This is a genomic window from Pseudonocardia yunnanensis, assembly GCF_039534065.1.
Classification (GTDB): Bacteria; Actinomycetota; Actinomycetes; order Mycobacteriales; family Pseudonocardiaceae; genus Pseudonocardia; species Pseudonocardia yunnanensis.
This window is the reverse complement of record NZ_BAAAUS010000027.1, coordinates 147,433-165,973: the sequence shown is the minus strand read 5'-3', so window position 1 is coordinate 165,973 and position 18,541 is coordinate 147,433. Positions and strand designations below refer to the sequence as shown.

Below are 18,541 nucleotides of genomic sequence, written 5' to 3'. Positions count from 1 at the left end.
AGCCCCGGGCCCCGTCCTACCCCGGCTCGGAGGGCCGCGGCGGCTGCTCGGGTCGATTGGGGGCGGGAAAGCCTCCGCCGACGACGAGAAGGTCGAGCAGGTGACGCAGCTGCCGGTTGTCACCGCGAAGCGCCGCAGCGGACGCGGCGACGTTGGTCGTGGGGTCCATCAGCGCCCAGCGGATGCGGTGACCGGCGTCGCGGGCGAGCTGGGCGAGGAAGGCACGCTGCGTCCGGCCGTTGCCCTCGCGGAACGGGTGCAGGTAGTTGACGTCGGCCAGCAGATCGGCGAGGCGGTCGAGGAACGTCTCCCGATCCAGTCCGCGCAGGTACTGGGCGTCGGCGAGGCGGTCGAACACGTCACTGCCGGAGGAGCGGAGATCCCTGGGCAGGCAGAACAGCCCGCCGCGGCCGATCGAGACCGTGCGCAGCTCCCCTGCCCAGGCGTAGACGTCCCCGAAGATCACCCGGTGGAAGGACCGCAGGTGGTCCAGGTCGTAGTCACCGGTCAGCCGGGTGCGCTGCAGGTCGTAGAGCCGCGACGCCGTCAGGTCGGCCTCGGCCCTCGCGAGCTCCAGGCGGTCGCTGATTCCGAGCCGGTTGTGCAGGACGCCGGTGTCCAGGTCGAGGTAGGGATCCCAGCTCACCGGTGGTAGCGCGCCAGCACCCGCTCGCGGAGCTCATCGGTGTCGAGATCGCCTGCCGCGACCGCCGTGAACAGCTGCTGTGCCTCCGTGCTGGGCTCGAGGCCCTCGGCCCGCACCGAGGCCAGCGCCTCCGCCACAGCCTCGCGCCGCTCGGCGGCGGCCACGAGCGCCTCGTAGTGTGAGACGGACATGACGACGGCTTCCGGCCTGCGATGGGCGCCCACGAAGACGGGCTCACTCCCGGGGCTCTGCACGCGCCTCAGCGTGGCGGCGAGGCCGGCACGGAACTCCCGGAACGACAGGACTTCCGGCGGTCGCATGTCCGCGAAGGTACACGAATGCGTACGCATCTCGGCGGCCTGGGCGTGAGGGCATTTCTTGACAGCAGCGCGAAGAGGATCTTAGCTCCGATGACCATCCAACTCGGACGACACGCATCTCGGGGACCACGGTGACGGCAGCACGGAGCGCTCCGGCGGAGCGTCGGACCGGGAGCCCACTGAGTAGATCGCCACGATGAGGTCCCGTGAGACACGCACCGCCTACCTGCTGCTCGCCCCGAGCCTGTTCGGTGTGGCGGCGTTCCTGGTGCTGCCGATCCTGGTCGTGGTCTGGCTCGCCATGCAGCACTGGGATCTGATCGGCCCGCGCACGTTCGTCGGCTTCGACAATGTCGTCGAGGTGGCGCAGGACGGGCAGTTCGCGCGATCGTTGCTGGTCACGGCCGTCTTCGTAGCGATCGTGATTCCCGCCCAGACGGTGCTGGGGCTCTGTGCGGCGCTGCTGCTCAACCGGGGCCTGCGCGGCTCGGCCGTCTTCCGCGTGGTGTACGTGCTGCCGTGGATCTGTGCGCCGCTGGTGCTCGGCGTGGTGTGGCGCTGGATCCTCGCCCCCACCGACGGCGCCCTCAACGCCCTGCTCGGCCTCCGCGTGGAGTGGTTGGCCGACCCGGCGTTGGCGCTGCCGTCGGTCGCGGCGGTCACCGTGTGGACGCAGGTCGGGTACGTGGCCCTGTTCTTCGTCGCAGGCCTGCGCGCGATCCCGTCCACGGTGCTGGAGGCCGCGCTGCTCGACGGCGCAGGCCCCTGGCAGACCTTCCGCCTGGTCATCCTGCCGCTGCTGCGCCCCACCCTGTTCTTCGTCCTGGTGACCGGCGTGATCTCGAGCTTCCAGGTCTTCGACTCGGTCTACGCGCTCACCCCGAAAGGCGGCCCGCAGGGCGTCACCGACGTCGTGGCTGGACGGATCTACTACGAGGCGTTCGAGTCGCGGGAGATCGGGCAGGCAGCGGTGATGGCCGTGGTGCTGTTCCTGCTCCTGGTGGTGATCACCCTCGTGCAGCAGCGGTGGTTCGCCCGCCGCACGACCTACGACCTCTCGACGTGACGGCCCCCGCCCGGTTCCGGCGGGCCGTCCCCACCGGAGCCACGTACCTGCTGCTCGTCCTCGGCGCGGTGGTGACCCTGGCCCCGTTCGTGCTCAGCATCATGACGGCGCTCAAGTCACCGCGGCAGTTCGCCTCCCAGCCGGTGCTGCGCCCGCCCGACCCGCCGACGGTGGCCAACTTCACCGACCTCTTCGGCGGGCGCTACGACTTCGTGTCGCCGATCGTGGTGACCGCGCAGGTCGTGGGCGTGATCCTGGTGGGGCAGCTGCTCTTCTCGGTGTTCGCCGCCTACGCGTTCGCCCGGCTGCGCTTCCCCGGCCGCGACGCGCTGTTCTGGGTGTATCTGGCCACGCTGATGGTGCCCCAGGCCGTGACGATCATCCCGCTCTACACGATGTTCGCCGACCTCGGCATGCGCAACACGTTCTGGGCGCTGGTGCTCCCCCAGGTCTTCGGCTCGCCGTACGCGATCTTCCTGCTGCGCGAGTACTTCCGCTCGATCCCCGGCGACCTCCTCGACGCCGCGAAGCTCGACGGCGCTGGCACCCTGCGGACCCTGCGCCACGTCGTGGTGCCGATCAGCCGGCCGATCCTCGCGACGCTGGCGATCATCACCGTGGTCACGCACTGGAACAGCTTCCTGTGGCCGCTGGTGATCACCACCGGGCGCCAGTGGCAGGTGCTGACGGTGGCCACGGCCGGGCTGCAGTCGCAGTACAACGGCAACTGGACCATCGTCATGGCGGCCACGACGGTCGCGATCCTGCCGCTGCTCGTGCTGTTCCTGGTCTTCCAGCGCCACGTCATCCGCTCGATCACCATCACCGGCTTCCGGTGACGAACGCAGGAGAACCAGGAGTCCCAGCATGAGACTGAGCCGGCGGGCCGTTCTCGCGGCCACACTGCTCGTACCGCTAGCCGCGTGCTCTCCCGCGGGCCCGGACGACGGGCCGGCGGCCGACGGCGTCACCACCGTCTCCATGCGGGTGTGGGACGACCAGGTGGCCGCGGCGTACGAGAAGTCGTTCGCCGAGTTCAGCACGCAGAACCCGGACATCCGGGTGCAGGTCCGGACGGTGCCCTTCGCCGACTACTTCACCGGGCTGACGCTCGACGTGGCCAGCGGCACCGCCGACGACATCTACTGGCTCAACACGTCCTACTTCGGCGCGCTCGCCGACGGCGGCAAGCTGATCGACGTCGGACGGGAGCTCGCAGGCGAGACCGGCGGCTGGGTGCCGGCCGCGGTGCAGCAGTACAGCCGCGCGGGGACGCTGTGGGGCGTTCCGGCGCTCACCGACGGGCGCATCGTCGTCTACTACAACAAGGCGATGGTCGACGCGGCGGGCGTGGATCCGGCGAACCTGACCTGGAACCCGACGAATCCCGCAGCCGACACGTTCCTGCCCGCGGCCCGCCGCCTGACCCGCGACGCCGCGGGGCGCACCGCGGACCAGCCCGGCTTCGACCCGGGATCCGTCACCCAGTACGGCTTCAACGCCGCGCGCGACCTGCAGGCGATCTACTACAACTTCATCGGCTCGAACGGCGGCCGGTTCCAGGCCCCCGACGACACGTTCGCCATGACCGAACCGCCCACCGAGCAGGCGTTCTCCTACCTCGTCGACCTGATCAACACCCAGCACGTGAGCCCGCCCGCCTCCGCCACCAACGACAATCCCGACTTCAGCCGCGATCAGTTCATCCAGGGAAAGATGGCGCTGTTCCAGTCGGGCACCTACAACCTCAAGAACATCGACGACGGAGCCACCTTCGACTGGGGCATCGCGCCTCTGCTCGCCGGGCCCGCGGGCCGCGTCAGCGTCGTGAACAGCGTGATCGCCGCGGGCAACGCCGACAGCCCACGGCACGAGGCCATCCTGCGGGTGCTGCGCTGGCTCGGCTCGGACCAGGGCGCCTCGTTCGTCGGCGCGGAAGGTGCCGCGCTTCCGGCCGTCAGCGCGGCCCAGAAGGGCTACTTCGACTACTGGACCGCGCGGGGGGTCGACACGCGGTACTTCGGCGCCGACGGTGGCACCGCGACGATCCCCGCGCCGTCGGGGCCGAAGTTCGGTGCGGGCTCCACGGCGTTCGAGCCGATCCTCAACGACGTGTTCGCCGGTCGGACGCCCGTTCCGCAGGGACTGCAGGCGGCCCAGGACGCCGGCAACGCCGCGCTGCGCTGAACCGGCCCGTCTCCTGCGTCACCACGAGCAGCGCGAGCGGACCGGGGCACCCTAGCGTCGAGGGCGGTTCGGATCGGGCCGGCTGTCGGAGGAGGCGCCCCATGAGGCTCACGTTCGTCCATCCCACGAATCTCGGGCCGCACCGGTGAGCAGCTCCGAGGCGGTGCCCGACTACCCGAACCAGCTGCGGCTGGACGGCCGTGTCGTCGTCGTGCTGGGCGCGGGCGCCGGGATCGGCCGCCAGTGCAGCCACGCGTTGGCACAGGCGGGCGCCACGGTCGTCTGCGTCGGACGGCGGATCGAGCCGGTGGAGGCCGTGGCGAAGGAGATCGGCGGGTTCGCCGTGACGGCCGACGTCATCCGCAGCGACGGCATGGAACACGTCTTCGCCGAAGCCGGCCGGATCGGCCCGGTCAGCGGGCTCGTCGACATCGTCGGCCGGGGTCTGATGGGTCCGGTGATGAGCTATGACGAGGCCCGCTACGACGACCAGTTCGACGTCGTACTCCGGCACGCCTTCCTGGCGCTGCGGGTCGGCGGCCAGGCCATCGCCGAGGCGGGCGGTGGGGCCATGGTGTTCATCGGCTCCATCTCCGGGCACACGTTCTCGGCCGGCCAGACCCTCTACGGTGCCGCCAAGGCCGCGCTCCACCGCATGGTCGAGTCGGCCGGACACGAGCTCGCCCCGCTCGGCGTCCGGGTCAACGCCGTGGCCCCCGGAATCACCCACACACCCCGCCTCGACGCGCTCGTCGACGACGCGGGATGGGCCCGCGTGGACGGGTACGTTCCGCGTGGCAGCGCCGGCCGGGCGTCCGAGATCGCCGGCCCGGTGCTGTTCCTCATGTCGGATCTCGCGAGCTACCTGACCGGGCAGACGATCACCGTCGATGGTGGCCTCACCGGCAGCTTCCCCAGCCCGTTCTGACCGATCAGCGCGGCTGCGCACCCGGTCCCGCGAGTCGCCCATTCCTCACCCGCGAGTCGCCCGCCGGCCGCCTCCCGGCAAACACATCAACACCTGACCTGCGTGTTCCTAGCATCAGGAACATGTGCATTGGGGGGCTGCCATGCCTTTGAAGGCCTACGGAGTGCTGTCCGGGCGTGTCGTCGACACACGCCGCGAGGGGTCGTCCGACTCCCCGCACTACCAGATCCACCTCGTCGACGACGGGGGTGTGCACTACCGGGCGGCCGTGAACGTCGAGTCCGCGGAGGCGCCCTCCGAGCTGCGCTACCTCGTCGTCGACGACTTCCGCCACCCGGTCACCGCAGCGCTGCCCGAGGCCGGCTCGGGCTGGACACCACTGCACCCGGGGCCGGGTGGGGCGAACCTCGACTACATCCGGGCCAACCTGTTCGACCCGGCGGCCATGCGGCTGCTGCCGCCGGACGCCGGCGGCCCCGACAACGACCTCGCCGACCTGCTCGACCACTACGTCCTGCGCGCGAAGGCGAACCAGCAGGTCACCGCGTACGTGTTCGGCGAACGCTGGGGCCCGGAGGACCAGGCCGACCAGGTGTTCGGCTTCCAGCCCGGCAACGGGGTGCACGACATCCACATGAACCAGGGCAACTCCGCCCAGTTCTCGCGGGACGACGGTGTCTGGCAGGACGGTGGGCTGCTCCTGCACCTCGCCGACGAGTCGCGCTGGGTGGCGATCTTCCTGGCGTTCCAGAGCCAGGCGTGGCACACCGACGACACCACAGGGCACACGATCCCGGGAGCCGAGGATCCTCATCCGGCACCGGGCGACGGCGGAGCGGCACCGACCGGCGGTGGGGCGGCCCGCATCGTCGCCGCGCTGGTCAACCCGGTGGGCCCCGCACCCGAGGCGGAGACCGTCACGCTGATCAACGCCTCTCCCGATCCCCTCGACCTCACCGGCTGGCAGATCGCCGACCGTGCGAAGCGGACGTGCGCCGTGCCCAGCGGGCCGCTCGCCGCCGGCGCCACGCTGGTCGTCGCCCTCACCGACGGGGTCACGCTGGGCAACAGCGGCGGCGCCATCACCCTGCTCGACCCGCAGGCGCTGAAGGTGCACGGCGTGTCCTACACGGCGGAGCAGGCGCACAACGAGGGCTGGACGCTCGTCTTCTGACCAGCGCGGCTCACTGCTCGCCCGGTTGCCGAGCCGGAGCGGCGGCGGCCTGCGGGCCGTCGCCGAACCGGCCGGGCCGGAACTCGGCGAGCAGCCCCGACTCCTCACCGAACACCTCACCCGCGACGAGGCGTCGCAGCAGCGGGGCGAGCGTGATGCCGCTGTGGGTTGCGACGACGTAGAACCAGGCATCGCCGTCGGTGAAGCCCGCCACCGTGAGGCCGTCACCAGGGAGCGCGCGCTGTCCCAGGCGGACGGTGGCGATCTCCGCGTCCGCGGTGGACCGGAGCACCTGCGCGAGTCTGCCGAGCAGCTCCTTGCCCTCCACACCGCCCGGCGTCAGTGAGACGGCCGGGTCCGCCCGCGCATCGAGGTCCAGCCCCTGCAACAGCAGCCGGCCACCACCGTCGGGACGGACGTTCAGCTGCGGTCCGGTGAGCACCCGCGACAACCGGACCGCCACCGGCTCCGTGGTAGCCAGAATCCCCACGGCTGCCGAGCCTGCCCGGGTGGCGTCGACCATGGGCACGCCGACCCCGGCCAGGCCGGCCACCGCGCTCGTCCATCGTCCGGTGCAGCTCACGACGACGTCGGCCGAATAGCGGGCGCCGTCGGCCGTGCCGATCACCGCCCCCGTCGGCGTGCGCTCGATCTCGACGACCGCGCTTCCGACGCGCACGCGCGCCCCACGGTCCCGGGCGTCGCCGAGAAGCCGGCCGAGCAACACGAGGGGCAGGACATGCCCCTCCTCCGGGAAGAACGCGAAGTCGACGTCCTCACCGGTCACCATCAGATCCGGTTCGAGCTCCCGGGCCTGCTCCGCGGTCAGCCGCCGCGCCGGGTAGCCGCGGGCGGTGAGCCGATCGAGCCTCGCCGCCAGCGACGCACGGTGCTGCTCGGTGACGGCCCACTCCAGGTTGCCGGTCGGGAAGAACCACGGCGAACCATCGCCGGCGAGCTCGTGGTGGGCGCGCACCCCGGCGTGATTGAGCGCGTGGTAGGGCTCCGGCTCCTTGTTCGCCGAGTTCACCCAGGCGAACGACGTGCCGGACGTGCCGGCGCCGGGCCTGCCCGCGTCCAGCACCGTGACGTCGGCCCCCCGCTCGGCCAGTCCGAGCGCAACCGCCGCGCCCACGACACCGGCTCCGATGACGACGACCTGCACCGTCACACTCTCGCAGCCCGTTCGACCCGCACCGCGATCCGGCTCACCGGCCGACGCCCGCACGTCCCTGCCGGGCGGTTCCGGTCCCGGTGCCACCGGCAGCCGCGACCAGCGCGGCAGCCTCGTCGTCGATCGCTCCGGCCAGCACGTCGAGGTCGACGATCACGCCCCGGTCACCGCAGAGGCCGAAGCACAGCCGGTCACCGACCGAGACCACCGCCACGCGCAGCGCATGGCGCTCCCCCACCTCCGCGATCGAGTGGATCGCCTCGACATCGGCACCGAGCACGGAGACATCCTGCCTCGGCCCGGGCACGTTCGACACGTTGAGCGCGAACGAGCGGGGGGCCGCCTGCAACTCGGAGCACCACCGCCGCAGCCGGGGCGACGCCCGCCCCAGCTTGTCGAGCCACTCGGCCATCTCCTGGGCATCGTGGCGCGACTTGCGCAACGCCGTCTCGCGGCGCACCGCGCGCAGCCGCGCAACCGGCTCGGGCACGTCCAGCGGCAGACCGACGCAGAAGAAGGAGTCGCGGTTACCGGCCGGCTCGCTCTCGTTCTGCAGGCTGACGGGAACCTTGACGCGGACCCGGTGGATGGGCCCGTGCCGGTGCAGCATCCATGTCCGCAGCGCCCCGGCGAGAACCGCGAGCACCGCATCGTTCACGGTGGCGCCCGCCAGCGACCGCGCTGCCGTGCGCAGTTGCGACAGGGCGGTCTCCGCGAGGGCGATCTCCCTGTCGGGACCGATCGGCAGGTCGAACGGCGAACGGCGCAGGCTGGGCAGGAACTCCCGTTCGATGAGGCCCGCGAGGTGGTGGCGGCGGCGGACGTCGTCGGCCGCGTGGGTCACCGGCGGCGAGGTCCGCACGGCCGGCTGCCCGGGGCGGCGGTCCCACAGCACGCTGCGCGCCAAGCGCATCGCGGTGGTCCCGTCGGCCAGCGCGTGGTGCAGCCGCCAGACCAGCGCGGTGCCTCCGCCCATGAGTGGTCCGAGGAGATCCATGCGCCACAGCGGGCGGCGCCGGTCGAGGTGCTGCTCGAACAGCCGGGCGACCTCGGCACGAAGCGCGACGCTGTCGAGCTCGGCGGTCGACCGGGTCTCCGAGATGTGCTCCCGGACGTCGAACGACGGGTCGACACACCACTCCGGCTCGGTCGACGGCCCGCTGAGCCGCCACGCCAGCCGGGGAGCGCCTGCCAGCCGTCTGCTCACGGCGGCGTGCAGCGCGGCGGCCGTGGGCGCCCCGGGCCCGAGCGTGATCACCTTGCAGGTGTGCCCGACCACCGTGGGCCCTTCCAGCTCGAGGATCGCCCTGTCCTCGGCCGTCAGCGGTGCCGTCATCCCGACACTGTCGCCCACCTGCGGCTTTCCCGACAAGACACCCGTGCGTGCACCGTCGCCCGCTCACGCCCCGCCGCCGCGGATCAACTTTCAGTACGATGAGAGGGTGAATTGTCCGAAGTGTCGAAATGTCATGCACACCGTCAACCGCGGCGGCATCCACATCGAGCAGTGCCAGGGATGCCGTGGCATCTTCCTCGACCGCGGTGAGCTCGAGCAGATCTCCAACGCCGAGCACAGCTACTACGGGCCGACGGGAGGCGCTCCGGGCCACTACTCCGACTCCCCTCCGCCCTACGGTTCACACGGCCACGACCGGCACAACAGCGGCCACTACTCCGACTCCCCTCCGCCGTACGGCCACTCCGGTCACTCGGGCCACGGGCGGCGGAAGAAGAGCTTCCTCGAGGGGCTGTTCGACTGATCAGCACGCCCACGCCTGTGGACCTTCAGATTTGCGTCGGTTGCGGCGACCGGTTCACCACCCCGGTGGTCGCGCCCGACGCGGCGGTCCTGGTCTGCGCCCAGTGCGGTCACCGGCAGCCGTTCCGACGGCTGCCGCTCTTCGCGCTCACCGGCCCGAGCGGCGCCGGCAAGTCGACGGTCGGGCGGCTGCTCACGCCCGCCCTCGGCGACCTGGCCGTCGTGGTCGAGCAGGACGTCCTGTGGACGGCGGGGCTGCAGGACCCGGCCGACGACTTCCGGCTGTTCCGCTCCACCTGGCTGCGGATGGCCGCGATGATCCACCAGAGCGGGCGACCGGTCGTGCTGGTCGGCACGGTCGTCCCGGCCCAGCTCGAACGCCTGCCCGAGCGGGCGTTCGTCGGCGACATCCACTACCTCGCGCTGGTGTCGGAGCCCGAGGCGCTGCGCGCGAGGCTGCGGGCGCGGCCGGCGTGGCGGGGCTGGGACGAGCGGCGCATCGACGAGACCCTGGCGTTCAACGACTGGCTCCGTCGCGAGGGACCGACGCTCCGGCCGCCGGTCGAACTGATCGACACCACGACGCTTCCCCAGGAAGAGACCGTCCGCGCGGTCACGAGCTGGGTCCGGCAGGGCTGCGCCGATACCGAACGGCGAAGCCTCTCCGTCATGCGTCCGTGAGGTCGGCCTCTCCGCGCAGCCAGCGCCGGAGCAGTTCCTTGCGCACCTTGCCGAGGGTGTTGCGCGGCAAATCCGGCAGCAGCTCGAGGCGGGACGGCAGGTAGAAGTCGGTCATGCCCTGATCGCTCAGGTACTTGCGCAGGTCCTCGAGGTCCACCGGTGGAGTCGTCGCCGGACGGATCACCGCACACGCCAGCTCGCCACCCTTGTCGTCCGGGTAGCCGACCAACGCGATGTCCGCGACGCCGGGGTGGCTCTGCAGAAGGAACTCGACGTCGGTCACCGGGATCATGAACCCGCCACCGATCCGGTCCACGGCGCGCCCAGCCAACCGGATCCCTCCGCGCCCGTCCGGAACCGCCAGGTCCCCGGTGTCGTACCAGCCGTCGTCGCGCTCCGCGATGACGGTGAGCGTGCCGGAGTCGCGGCCCACGGTCGCCAGGCACACACCGGGACCGCGGATGAACAACCGACCCGGCTCGGTGCCGGTGATCTCCGTATCGGACCGCAGGTCGATCTCGGTGCCCGGACCGGGGCGCCCGTCGCTGTACATCGCCCAGTCCGGCGGGTCATCGGCGCGCGTCCACGTTCCCAGGCCGATCTCGGTCATCCCGAACTGCGATCGCAGCGGCACCCCCAGCACGTGCAGCGCGTCCGTGACGAGCTGCTTCGGGATCGTGGTCCCGCTGGCCGCGAGTATTCGCAGGTCAGGCAGGTGCTGCGCCTTCTCCCCTGCGGCGGCGACGAGGTCGAAGAAGTAAGGCGGAGTCGAGATGAACTGCGTGGTGCCGGACTCCGCGAGCAGCGCCAAACCGGTCGGGCCCGACCAGACGTCGAGCACCACGCTGGAGGCTCCGGCCAGCAGTGGAACGAAGAGACCCATCATCGCGCCGAAGAGATGCACCAGCGTGTTGGGGACGAACAGCGTGTCCGGTGGCCCACACTCTTCCCCGCCCACCCATGTGGACATGGTGCTGTGCACCGTGTTCCAGGTATGCAGAATTCCTTTCGGCTCGCCCGACGTGCCGGACGTGAAATAGACGGCGATAATCCGATCGGGGTCTTCCTGCACATCGTTCAATGCCACTGGATGGCACTGTTCCCACGGCGTCTCCTCGAAGAACCGGGCGAAATCGATCTCACCCGCGGCCGGACTCCCGAGAACCACCCGATGGCGCAGCTGCGGAAGCCGCGGAGCCATCTCCCGCAACGCCGCGGCATGGTCGAACCCCTCCCACCGGTCCACGGTCAGGCAGACACTCACTCCCGACCCCACCAGCACGCGCTCCAACTCACGCGAGCGGATGTTGGTGGGAACCGCCACCAGCACCGCGCCCACCCGGGCCACGGCCAGGATCAACGCGCTCGTCTGCCACCAGTTCGGCAGCTGGAGCGCAACCGCCTGCCCCGGGCGCACACCCAGCTCGTACAGGGCGCCCGCGAACCGCTCGACGTGATGGGCGAACTCGCCGTAGCTGATCGGTCTCGGCGCCTCGCCCGACCGGTACGCCCGGATCGCGATGGCGTCCGGGGTCCGGTCACGCCAGAGGCGAAGATCATCGAGCGGCCCACAGTCGCGCCAGTATCCGCCGGCCCGGTACTGCTTCGCCATTGCATGCGGCGGCCGGACCGAGTACATCGAAACCGACATGTGAGGTACTCCCTGCGGAATGCATGTCGCACTGCCAATCCGACGCCCGACACTTCACTGGGCCGCCCGCAGGATTCTGTCACAGGATACATCCGTCGCCCCCTCGGTCGCGACGCCGACATAAGGGCCGGAAAGGAGATTCGCGGATGGCAGCACCATTCACGTACGGCATCGATCGACGGAACAGGGACGCTAGCCGCGCCGGTCAGTAGAAGCCCAGCCTGCTCAGCGGCTCGACGAGCTCCCGCTCCTCGTACGAGAGGTGCGACAGCAGGGCGTCGGTGAGCAGATCCACGGCCGCGCGCAGCTCCTTCACCCCGTCCGGCCCGCTGACGAAGGAGACCAGGGCCCGGTCGACGCTGTCGAGAATGTCGTGGATGATCCCGTGCTCCTCCTGGAGCCGGTCGATCACCGGCCGGAGCCGGTGGTCGGCCCGGCGCAGGTGCCGGAACAGGCTCTGGTCCTCGATCGTGTGGTGCACCGTGACGATCCGGCAGTACGACTCGCAGTACGCGCCGAGAGTCCAGTTGTTCTGGCGCATCGTCATGGCGTTGATGTGATCGCGCGCGGCGCCCACATCCATCGCGCCGGCGGTGACCTGATCGAGGAGATCGTGCAACTGCTGCAGCTCGGCACGCAGGTTGTCGTGCACCTGGACGAGGTGCCGGCCGGTGGCCTGTTCGTGGGCGGTGTAGGTGCGCCCGGGATCAGGTGTGGGGCCCGTGGGGCGGGCCGACTCGTCCCAGACCCGGACGTCGCTGCGCCGGGGGCCGTCGTCGGGCGTGGGCACGGTCTGCAGCGCAGAGCGCGCCACCCCACGGCCGGTCGAGTGCGGGGTGTCCGCACGCCGCTCCGCGCGCGTGACCACCGAACGTTCGGTGAAGACCCCCGCGGAGCCCTCGGCCGCCCCTGGCCGCACCGCCCCGGACACCCCACCGCGCTCCGCCGCCACGATCTCCCGCACGGCCGGTGCCACCTCCGCAGCGAACCGGCGGATGACCTCGGCGTCGTCGGTCATGAGGAGATAGGCACTCATCCCCTGCGTCAGGGTCAGCTCGGCGAGCTGCTCGGCCCACATGCCCGCCGGCCCCTGCAGGAACCCGCTCCCGCGCTCGGCGAAGGTGCCGGCGATGTTGTAGAGCCGCCGAACCGCGGATGGCTGCCGCCCTGCCGACACCGCCGCCTCGTCGATCACGGCGTTCATCGCCGGGAGGGCGTCCGGTGCCGCATACGGGCTGCTGGGCAGCCAGCCGTTCGCGAGACGGCCGGTCATCGCGAGCATCCGCTCCTTGTACGCACCGAGCCAGATGCCGACGTCGTGGGCCGGGGCCGGACCTGGGTGGGCACCCCACACCCGGTGGTGGCGCCCGTCGACCCGCACACTCCCGCCGTCCGCCGCCCACATGGCGCGGATGACCGCGATCCCCTCCTCGAGCGCGCGAACGCTCTCCGCCGGGGTCAGCCGGGCGCCGCCGTTGGCGGCGATCGCGTCCCAGAACGCCCCCGCACCGAGCCCGAGCTCGACACGGCCGTCGCTGAGCAGATCCAAGGACGCCACGCTGCGCGCGAGCACCGCGGGCAGCCGCAGGGGCAGGTTCGCCACGTTCGGCGCCACCCGCAGCGTCACCGTCCGGGCGGCGATCACCGACAGCAGCGTCCAGGTGTCGAGGAACTTCGCCTGGTACGGGTGGTCCTGCACCGTCACCAGGTCGAGACCGACCTGCTCGGTGAGCCGGGCGAGCGCCACCACCTCCGCTGGCTGGTCGGCCGCCGGCGTCAGGAACGTGCCGAACAGCAGGTCGTGGCCATGATCGGCCATGGGTACGCCTCGACTCTCTCGGGACGCGCACACGCGCGTCGATGCCGGTCTACGACTGGATGATATTCCATCCAGACGAGTTGCATCACAGACGATCCTGTCCGGCCGAGAGAGGCGAGGCGACCCGGGACGTGGATCAGGCCTGCGGCTGCAGCACGAAGTCGTACTCGGCCGTCAGGAACGGCACCGCGGACTCGCCGCCGTCGGGCGTCGGGCCGGGCGCGTGCTCGGTGAAGGCGACGACCAGCTCCTGCTTGGTGCCGAACACCACGTCGCTGTCCAGGTACGGCGCACCCTCGCGGAACAGGTGCGTGATCAGCGGCTCGTAGCCGGGCACGTTGATGAGGAAGTGGACGTGGGCCGGGCGGTTGGGGCTGATGTCGGTGCGCCCGATCAGCTCACCGACCGGGCCGTCCATCGGGATGCCGTAGCCGAGCGGGGCGATCGTGCGCACGCAGTACGTGCCGTCCTCGCGAGTGGTGTACTTCGCCCGCAGCCGCGCCTCGTCGACGTCGAGCTGCGACTCGTAGGCGCCGTCGTTGTCGGCCTGCCACACGTCGAGCACCCCACCGCTGACGAGCTTGCCGTCGAGGTCGCGGACGGTGCCGTGGACGTAGAGCGGGGTGCCGGGGAGGCCGTCGGACATGTCGGCGCCGTACTCCAGCTCCGGGGACCCGTCGATGTGGAACGGGCCCAGCACGGTGGCGGGCGTCGCAGCCTTGTCGAAGTGATGGTTCATCTGCACCACGAGCATCGACAGGCCCAGCACGTCGGAGGCGAGGATGAACTCCTCGCGCTTCTCGTCGCTGATCTGCCCGGTGCGGGTGAGCCACTGCACGGCGGCCATCCACTCCGCCTCGGTGAGCCGGACCTCACGCGCGAACGCGTGGAGGTGGCGGACCAGTGCGGTCAGGACCTCGGCCGTGCGCGGGTCGTGCGCGGTGCCCCAGCGCGCCTCGGCGAGCTCCGTGACGTTGTCCTCGGTGACGAGCTGCATTCTCAGCGACCCTCCTGGATCTCAGCGCGCAGGAGCGCCGCCGCGCCCGACATCGCGCGCATCTTCCCTGCTGCGGAGTCCCGCGGCAGGTACTTCATTCCGCAGTCGGGGGCGATCACGAGCTGTTCGGGCGGCAGGTAGCGAAACGCCCGGCGCACGCGGTCGGCCACGATCTCCGCGGTCTCGACCTCGGGGTTCGACAGGTCGATCACCCCGAGGATCACGGTCTTGTCGGCGAGGTCGGTGAGCACACCCAGGTCGAGCCCGGACTGTGCCGTCTCGATCGAGACCTGCTGCACGGGGGAGCCCGCGAGCTCGGGGAGGAAGGAGTAGCCCTCCGGCCGCTCGTGGATGATCGCGGCATAGCCGAAGCAGATGTGCACGGCGGTGGTGCCGGTGACGCCGTCGAGCGCGGCGTTCAGGGCGGCGAGTCCATAGGCACGAGCGGCATCCGGACGGGCCTGCATGTACGGCTCGTCGATCTGCACCACGTCGGCACCCGCGGCGAACAGGTCCTTGACCTCCGCGTTGACGGCGGCGGCGTAGCCCATCGCTGCCGACTCCAGGTCGGGGTAGTGGTCGTTCTGTGCCTGCTGGCTCATCGTGAACGGGCCGGGCACCGTGATCTTCACCGGCCGGTCGGTGTTGGCCCGGAGGAACTCGAGGTCGCGCACCTGCACGGGGTGCGGCCGGTGGATCGGGCCCGTGATGCGCGGCACCGGGTTGGGGTGGCCGCTGCGGTCGAGCGCCGTGCCCGGGTTGTCGACGTCCACGCCGTCGAGCGCCGTGGCGAAGTGGTTGGAGTAGCTCTCGCGGCGGATCTCGCCGTCGGTCAGCAGGTCGAGCCCGGCCCGCTCCTGTGTCCTGATGGCGAGTTGGGTGGCGTCGTCCTGGGCCTCGGCGAGCAGCGCGGGCTCAACCCGCCACAGCTCCTTCGCCCGTACCCGCGGCGGGAACCGGCCCGCGAGCTTCGCCCGGTCGATCAGCCAGTCCGGCTGGGCGTAACTTCCGACCAGCGACGTCGGCAGCAGCGGAAGTGGGGTCACGGAGCCTCCAGATTTCAGGGCGTGAGAACGATCCGGCCGGTTGCCCGGCCTTCGGCCTGCCGGGCCCACGCCTGCGCGGCGTGGGCGAGTGGCATCTGCTCGTGCGCCACCGTCAAGTTGCCGGCGACGGCCTCGGCGACCACCCGGTTGAGGGCGTCGCTGCGCTGCTGCGAAGTCAGCGCGTTGTTGGTGTAGCCGAGCACCTGCACCAGTCTGCTCCGCAGCGTCGAGGAGTCGATCGGCGCGGTCTCGCCCGCAGAGCTGCCCAAGTTGACCAGCCGCCCCCCTGTCCGCAGGGTACGCACCGCCGCGGCGGCCGGAACGCCGAACAGCGGGTCGAGCACGAGGTCGACCGGGCCGTCACATGCCGAACGCATCCGCTCCGCAAGGTCGTCGACGGTGTCGGACGCCTCCAGCGCGACCACCGCGTCCGCCCCGAGCCGGAGCGCCTCCTCGCGGGACTGCGCCGATCGGGCTGCCGCGACCACCCGTCCGGCTCCGCCGGCCCGCGCCAGTTGGACGCCCGCCTGGCCGACCACGCCACCGGCGCCGAGGACGAGCACCTGCTCCCCCGCCGCCAGTTCGCCCCGCCAGGTCAGCGCCATCCACGCCGCGACGGCGGAAAGTCCGAGGGCAGCGACGAGTACCGGGTCGGCCCCGTCGGGCAGCGGAACGACGTCGCGCTCGTGGACGGGCACCCGCGCGCGCATGCTCCCGTCACCGGGCCGCATCCCCGCCGATGTGGCGAACCACACAGATGTGCCGGGGGCGATCTGCGCATTTCCCCGCTCGACGACGCCGACACCCTGCACCCCCGGCACGTAGGGCGTCTCCGGACGGCCGAAGTAGGACGTGCCGGAAGCACACAGCAGGTCGAGCGGGGTGATCGGGGCGGCGCGGACGGCCACCACCAGTTCGTCGGCGGCAGGCTCCGAGACGTCCCGGTCGACGACACGGGGCGGCGCCCCCGGGCTCTCGATGACGGCCGCGGGCACCGCGCTCACTGCGCACCGTCCGACGTCCACGGGTCCGGCGCGACCGAGCGGTTGTTGAGATCGACCGACAGGAAGATGTCGTTGCCGACCGGATGCCGCAGCTCCTCCGCGAGCTGCCCGATGAGCCCCGCCGTGCGGGCGAGCAGCGCGAAGCCGCGCAGGAGCGGGAGCGGCAGCCCGAGATCGGCCAGCGCGGCCCCGCACACCCCGGCGCCGTTGAGCGGCAGGGTCCGCCCGAGCACCTGCGGGTGGACGCGGCCGATGGCCTCGAACAGCGCGAGGTGCGGGCCGAACTGGCCCTCCTCTCGGGCGATCTGCATCAGCCGCGGCGTGCGAGGGTCGCCGTCCTTGTGCACGTGGTGCCCCAGGCCGGGCACGAACCGCTTCGCCGCCCGCTGCGCCGTGACGGTCTCCAGCGCGAGTGCGTCCCAGCCTGCGTCGTCGGACGGCTGCTCCTGCGCACCGGCCAGCACGTCGTGCAGGAACCGGCCGGTGTCCTCGGTGACGCCCAGGAACCGCGAGCCGCCACCGAGCAGCCCGGCGGCGAGCGCACCTTGGACCGAGTCGGGCGCCGACAGGTACGTCAGCCGCGTGACGATCGCCGTCGGCGTGAAGCCGTGGTCGGCGAGCGCGGCCAGCACGGCCTCGAAGACCCGGACCTGCCCCTTCGACGGACGTTCCTGCGTGGCCAGCCAGAACGCCAGCTCGCCGAACCCGACGTTGCCCATGACGTCCGCGGCGAGGTCCTGGCCGAGGAGCGTGATCGTCGTCGGGCTCGACGCGCCGAGCGCCGTCGGGTAGCTGGGCTGCTCAGCCACGCGCGTCCTCCTGCGTCGCCTGGTCCTGGGGGGTCGCGAGCCATTTGCGCAGCTCCGCGCCGTGCTCGTCCAGCTCCGGGGGCGGTAGCTCGTACCGGGCCGGTGTCTCGGAGAACCGGATGGGGTGCCGCGGACTCGGCACGGCGCGCTCCCCCTCCCCGGCGTGCACCACGGGGTCGAGCCCGAACCGCTCGGCCATCGCGAAGCCGCCGTCGATCGTCTGGATGGGCCCGCACGGCACCCCGACCGCCACCAGTGCATCGAACCAGTCCGTGGCACTGCGCTGCGAGAGCCGCTCCACGAGGATCGGCCGCAGCTCCTCCCGGTTGGCCGTGCGGTCGGCGTTGCGGGCGAACCGCGGGTCGTCGGCCACCTGCGGGATCCCGAGCACGTCGCACAGCTTGCGGAACTGCCGGTCGTTGGCCGCGGCCACGATCAGGTCGTCGTCGGCGGTCGGCAGCGGCTCGTACGGGAAGACGCTCGGGTGGGCGTTGCCCATGCGGTAGGGCACCACGCCCGCCGAGACAAAGGCCGAGCTGTGGTTGACCAGGCCGGTCAGCGCCGAGGACAGCAGGTTGACCTCCACGTGCTGGCCCTGCCCGGTGGCATCGCGGTGCCGCAGTGCGGCCAGGATCCCGATCACGGCGTGGTTGCCCGCCATCACGTCGAACACCGAGATGCCCGCCCGGTAGGGCGGACCGTCCGGGTCGCCGGTGAGGCTCATCAGGCCCGAGATCGCCTGCACCATGAGGTCGTAGCCGGGGACGTGGGCCCCCTTCCCGGAGCCGAAGCCGCTGATCGAGGCGTACACCACCCCGGGGTTCGCGGCGCTCACGGAGGCGAAGTCCAACCCGAACTTCGCGAGGCCCCCCGGCTTGAAGTTCTCGATCACCACGTCGGCGCGGCGGGCGAGCTCGCGGCCCAGCGCGGCGTCGCCCTCGTCGCGCAGGTCGAGCGCCATCGACCGCTTCCCGCGGTTGACGCCCAGGTAGTACGTGGAGACCCCGTCGCGCACCGGGGGCATCCACGTGCGGGTCTCGTCGCCATCGGGGCCCTCGACCTTCACGACCTCGGCACCCATGTCGGCCAGCAGCATCGTGGCGTAGGGGCCGGCGAGCACCCGTGAGAAGTCGGCCACGAGCACGCCCGAGAGCGGTCCCGCTCCCCCGGCGCCCTCCGGCGTACCACCTGACATCAAAATCGGCCTCTCCGTCCGCTTCACGGACGACCGTCCGCACCTCGATCGTGACATATGCCTGGGGCGAGGCAAAGCCGTGGCC

At 71.4% G+C, this 18,541-nt stretch carries 18 protein-coding genes; 7 read left to right on the top strand and 11 right to left on the bottom strand.

Annotated elements, in window-relative coordinates; genetic code table 11:
* Window positions 1-16: 16 nt before the first annotated feature.
* Window positions 17-646, bottom strand: coding sequence for a Fic/DOC family protein (locus ABD743_RS25530; RefSeq protein WP_344724741.1), 630 nt, complete (start codon window positions 644-646; stop codon window positions 17-19).
* On the bottom strand, window positions 643-966 hold the full coding sequence (locus ABD743_RS25525; protein WP_344724740.1) for an antitoxin VbhA family protein: 324 nt from the start codon (window positions 964-966) through the stop codon (window positions 643-645). The genes ABD743_RS25530 and ABD743_RS25525 overlap by 4 nt, the downstream gene beginning before the upstream one ends.
* Window positions 967-1,162: 196 nt before the next feature.
* Here ABD743_RS25525 and ABD743_RS25520 point away from each other — a divergent pair, with 196 nt between their 5' ends.
* The 5 genes from ABD743_RS25520 (at window position 1,163) to ABD743_RS25500 (ending at window position 6,321) form a co-directional block, all read left to right on the top strand.
* Window positions 1,163-2,032: a carbohydrate ABC transporter permease gene (locus ABD743_RS25520; protein ID WP_344724739.1), complete on the top strand. Its 870-nt coding sequence runs from the start codon at window positions 1,163-1,165 to the stop codon at window positions 2,030-2,032.
* Window positions 2,029-2,871 carry a carbohydrate ABC transporter permease gene (locus tag ABD743_RS25515; RefSeq protein WP_344724738.1) on the top strand — a complete coding sequence of 281 codons (843 nt, stop codon included), beginning with the start codon at window positions 2,029-2,031 and terminating at the stop codon, window positions 2,869-2,871. The genes ABD743_RS25520 and ABD743_RS25515 overlap by 4 nt, the downstream gene beginning before the upstream one ends.
* Window positions 2,872-2,899: 28 nt before the next feature.
* Window positions 2,900-4,219 carry an ABC transporter substrate-binding protein gene (locus tag ABD743_RS25510; RefSeq protein ID WP_344724737.1) on the top strand — a complete coding sequence of 440 codons (1,320 nt, stop codon included), beginning with the start codon at window positions 2,900-2,902 and terminating at the stop codon, window positions 4,217-4,219.
* A 145-nt stretch (window positions 4,220-4,364) separates the two neighbouring features.
* Window positions 4,365-5,147: an SDR family NAD(P)-dependent oxidoreductase gene (locus tag ABD743_RS25505; protein ID WP_344724736.1), complete on the top strand. Its 783-nt coding sequence runs from the start codon at window positions 4,365-4,367 to the stop codon at window positions 5,145-5,147.
* A 142-nt stretch (window positions 5,148-5,289) separates the two neighbouring features.
* Window positions 5,290-6,321: a DUF2278 family protein gene (locus ABD743_RS25500; RefSeq protein WP_344724735.1), complete on the top strand. Its 1,032-nt coding sequence runs from the start codon at window positions 5,290-5,292 to the stop codon at window positions 6,319-6,321.
* 10 nt (window positions 6,322-6,331) lie between these two features.
* On the opposite strand, the gene ABD743_RS25495 is transcribed toward ABD743_RS25500, so the two are convergent.
* Window positions 6,332-7,486 (bottom strand): NAD(P)/FAD-dependent oxidoreductase, encoded by a 1,155-nt coding sequence (locus tag ABD743_RS25495; protein ID WP_344724734.1) that lies wholly within the window; start codon window positions 7,484-7,486, stop codon window positions 6,332-6,334.
* A gap of 43 nt (window positions 7,487-7,529) precedes the next feature.
* Complete coding sequence (locus ABD743_RS25490; protein WP_344724733.1) at window positions 7,530-8,831, bottom strand: wax ester/triacylglycerol synthase domain-containing protein; 1,302 nt, start codon at window positions 8,829-8,831, stop codon at window positions 7,530-7,532.
* A gap of 106 nt (window positions 8,832-8,937) precedes the next feature.
* On the opposite strand from ABD743_RS25490, the gene ABD743_RS25485 reads away from it, so the two are divergent.
* Together ABD743_RS25485 and ABD743_RS25480 are read left to right on the top strand one after the other, a co-directional pair.
* Complete coding sequence (locus ABD743_RS25485) at window positions 8,938-9,255, top strand: TFIIB-type zinc ribbon-containing protein (RefSeq protein ID WP_344724732.1); 318 nt, start codon at window positions 8,938-8,940, stop codon at window positions 9,253-9,255.
* 17 nt (window positions 9,256-9,272) lie between these two features.
* Window positions 9,273-9,935 carry a P-loop nucleotide/nucleoside kinase family protein gene (locus ABD743_RS25480; RefSeq protein WP_344724731.1) on the top strand — a complete coding sequence of 221 codons (663 nt, stop codon included), beginning with the start codon at window positions 9,273-9,275 and terminating at the stop codon, window positions 9,933-9,935.
* On the opposite strand, the gene ABD743_RS25475 is transcribed toward ABD743_RS25480, so the two are convergent.
* From ABD743_RS25475 to ABD743_RS25445, 7 genes are all read right to left on the bottom strand, one after another.
* Window positions 9,922-11,586 (bottom strand): AMP-binding protein, encoded by a 1,665-nt coding sequence (locus ABD743_RS25475; RefSeq protein WP_344724730.1) that lies wholly within the window; start codon window positions 11,584-11,586, stop codon window positions 9,922-9,924. The genes ABD743_RS25480 and ABD743_RS25475 overlap by 14 nt on opposite strands.
* Before the next feature lie 205 nt (window positions 11,587-11,791).
* Window positions 11,792-13,405 (bottom strand): LLM class flavin-dependent oxidoreductase, encoded by a 1,614-nt coding sequence (locus ABD743_RS25470; protein WP_344724729.1) that lies wholly within the window; start codon window positions 13,403-13,405, stop codon window positions 11,792-11,794.
* Between the two features lie 136 nt (window positions 13,406-13,541).
* Complete coding sequence (locus ABD743_RS25465) at window positions 13,542-14,402, bottom strand: dioxygenase family protein (RefSeq protein ID WP_344724728.1); 861 nt, start codon at window positions 14,400-14,402, stop codon at window positions 13,542-13,544.
* A 2-nt stretch (window positions 14,403-14,404) separates the two neighbouring features.
* Window positions 14,405-15,448 (bottom strand): 5-methyltetrahydropteroyltriglutamate--homocysteine methyltransferase, encoded by a 1,044-nt coding sequence (locus ABD743_RS25460; RefSeq protein WP_344724727.1) that lies wholly within the window; start codon window positions 15,446-15,448, stop codon window positions 14,405-14,407.
* 14 nt (window positions 15,449-15,462) lie between these two features.
* The gene (locus ABD743_RS25455; RefSeq protein WP_344724726.1) at window positions 15,463-16,452 is read right to left on the bottom strand and encodes a quinone oxidoreductase family protein; all 990 of its coding nucleotides are present in this window, start codon (window positions 16,450-16,452) and stop codon (window positions 15,463-15,465) included.
* Window positions 16,449-17,261: a citryl-CoA lyase gene (locus tag ABD743_RS25450; protein WP_344724725.1), complete on the bottom strand. Its 813-nt coding sequence runs from the start codon at window positions 17,259-17,261 to the stop codon at window positions 16,449-16,451. Before ABD743_RS25450 ends, ABD743_RS25455 begins: the two co-directional genes overlap by 4 nt.
* A complete protein-coding gene (locus ABD743_RS25445; protein WP_344724724.1) occupies window positions 17,254-18,456 on the bottom strand; it encodes a CaiB/BaiF CoA transferase family protein in 1,203 nt (400 codons plus the stop codon). The genes ABD743_RS25450 and ABD743_RS25445 overlap by 8 nt, the downstream gene beginning before the upstream one ends.
* Between the last annotated feature and the right edge of the window lie 85 nt (window positions 18,457-18,541).

Coding starts and splice junctions, on each gene's coding strand:
- ABD743_RS25525 (WP_344724740.1), bottom strand. CDS start 966: ATGCGACCGCCGGAAGTCCTGTCGTTCCGGGAGTTCCGTGCCGGCCTC.
- ABD743_RS25520 (WP_344724739.1), top strand. CDS start 1,163: ATGAGGTCCCGTGAGACACGCACCGCCTACCTGCTGCTCGCCCCGAGC.
- ABD743_RS25510 (WP_344724737.1), top strand. CDS start 2,900: ATGAGACTGAGCCGGCGGGCCGTTCTCGCGGCCACACTGCTCGTACCG.
- ABD743_RS25500 (WP_344724735.1), top strand. CDS start 5,290: ATGCCTTTGAAGGCCTACGGAGTGCTGTCCGGGCGTGTCGTCGACACA.
- ABD743_RS25490 (WP_344724733.1), bottom strand. CDS start 8,831: ATGACGGCACCGCTGACGGCCGAGGACAGGGCGATCCTCGAGCTGGAA.
- ABD743_RS25475 (WP_344724730.1), bottom strand. CDS start 11,586: ATGTCGGTTTCGATGTACTCGGTCCGGCCGCCGCATGCAATGGCGAAG.
- ABD743_RS25470 (WP_344724729.1), bottom strand. CDS start 13,405: ATGGCCGATCATGGCCACGACCTGCTGTTCGGCACGTTCCTGACGCCG.
- ABD743_RS25465 (WP_344724728.1), bottom strand. CDS start 14,402: ATGCAGCTCGTCACCGAGGACAACGTCACGGAGCTCGCCGAGGCGCGC.
- ABD743_RS25445 (WP_344724724.1), bottom strand. CDS start 18,456: ATGTCAGGTGGTACGCCGGAGGGCGCCGGGGGAGCGGGACCGCTCTCG.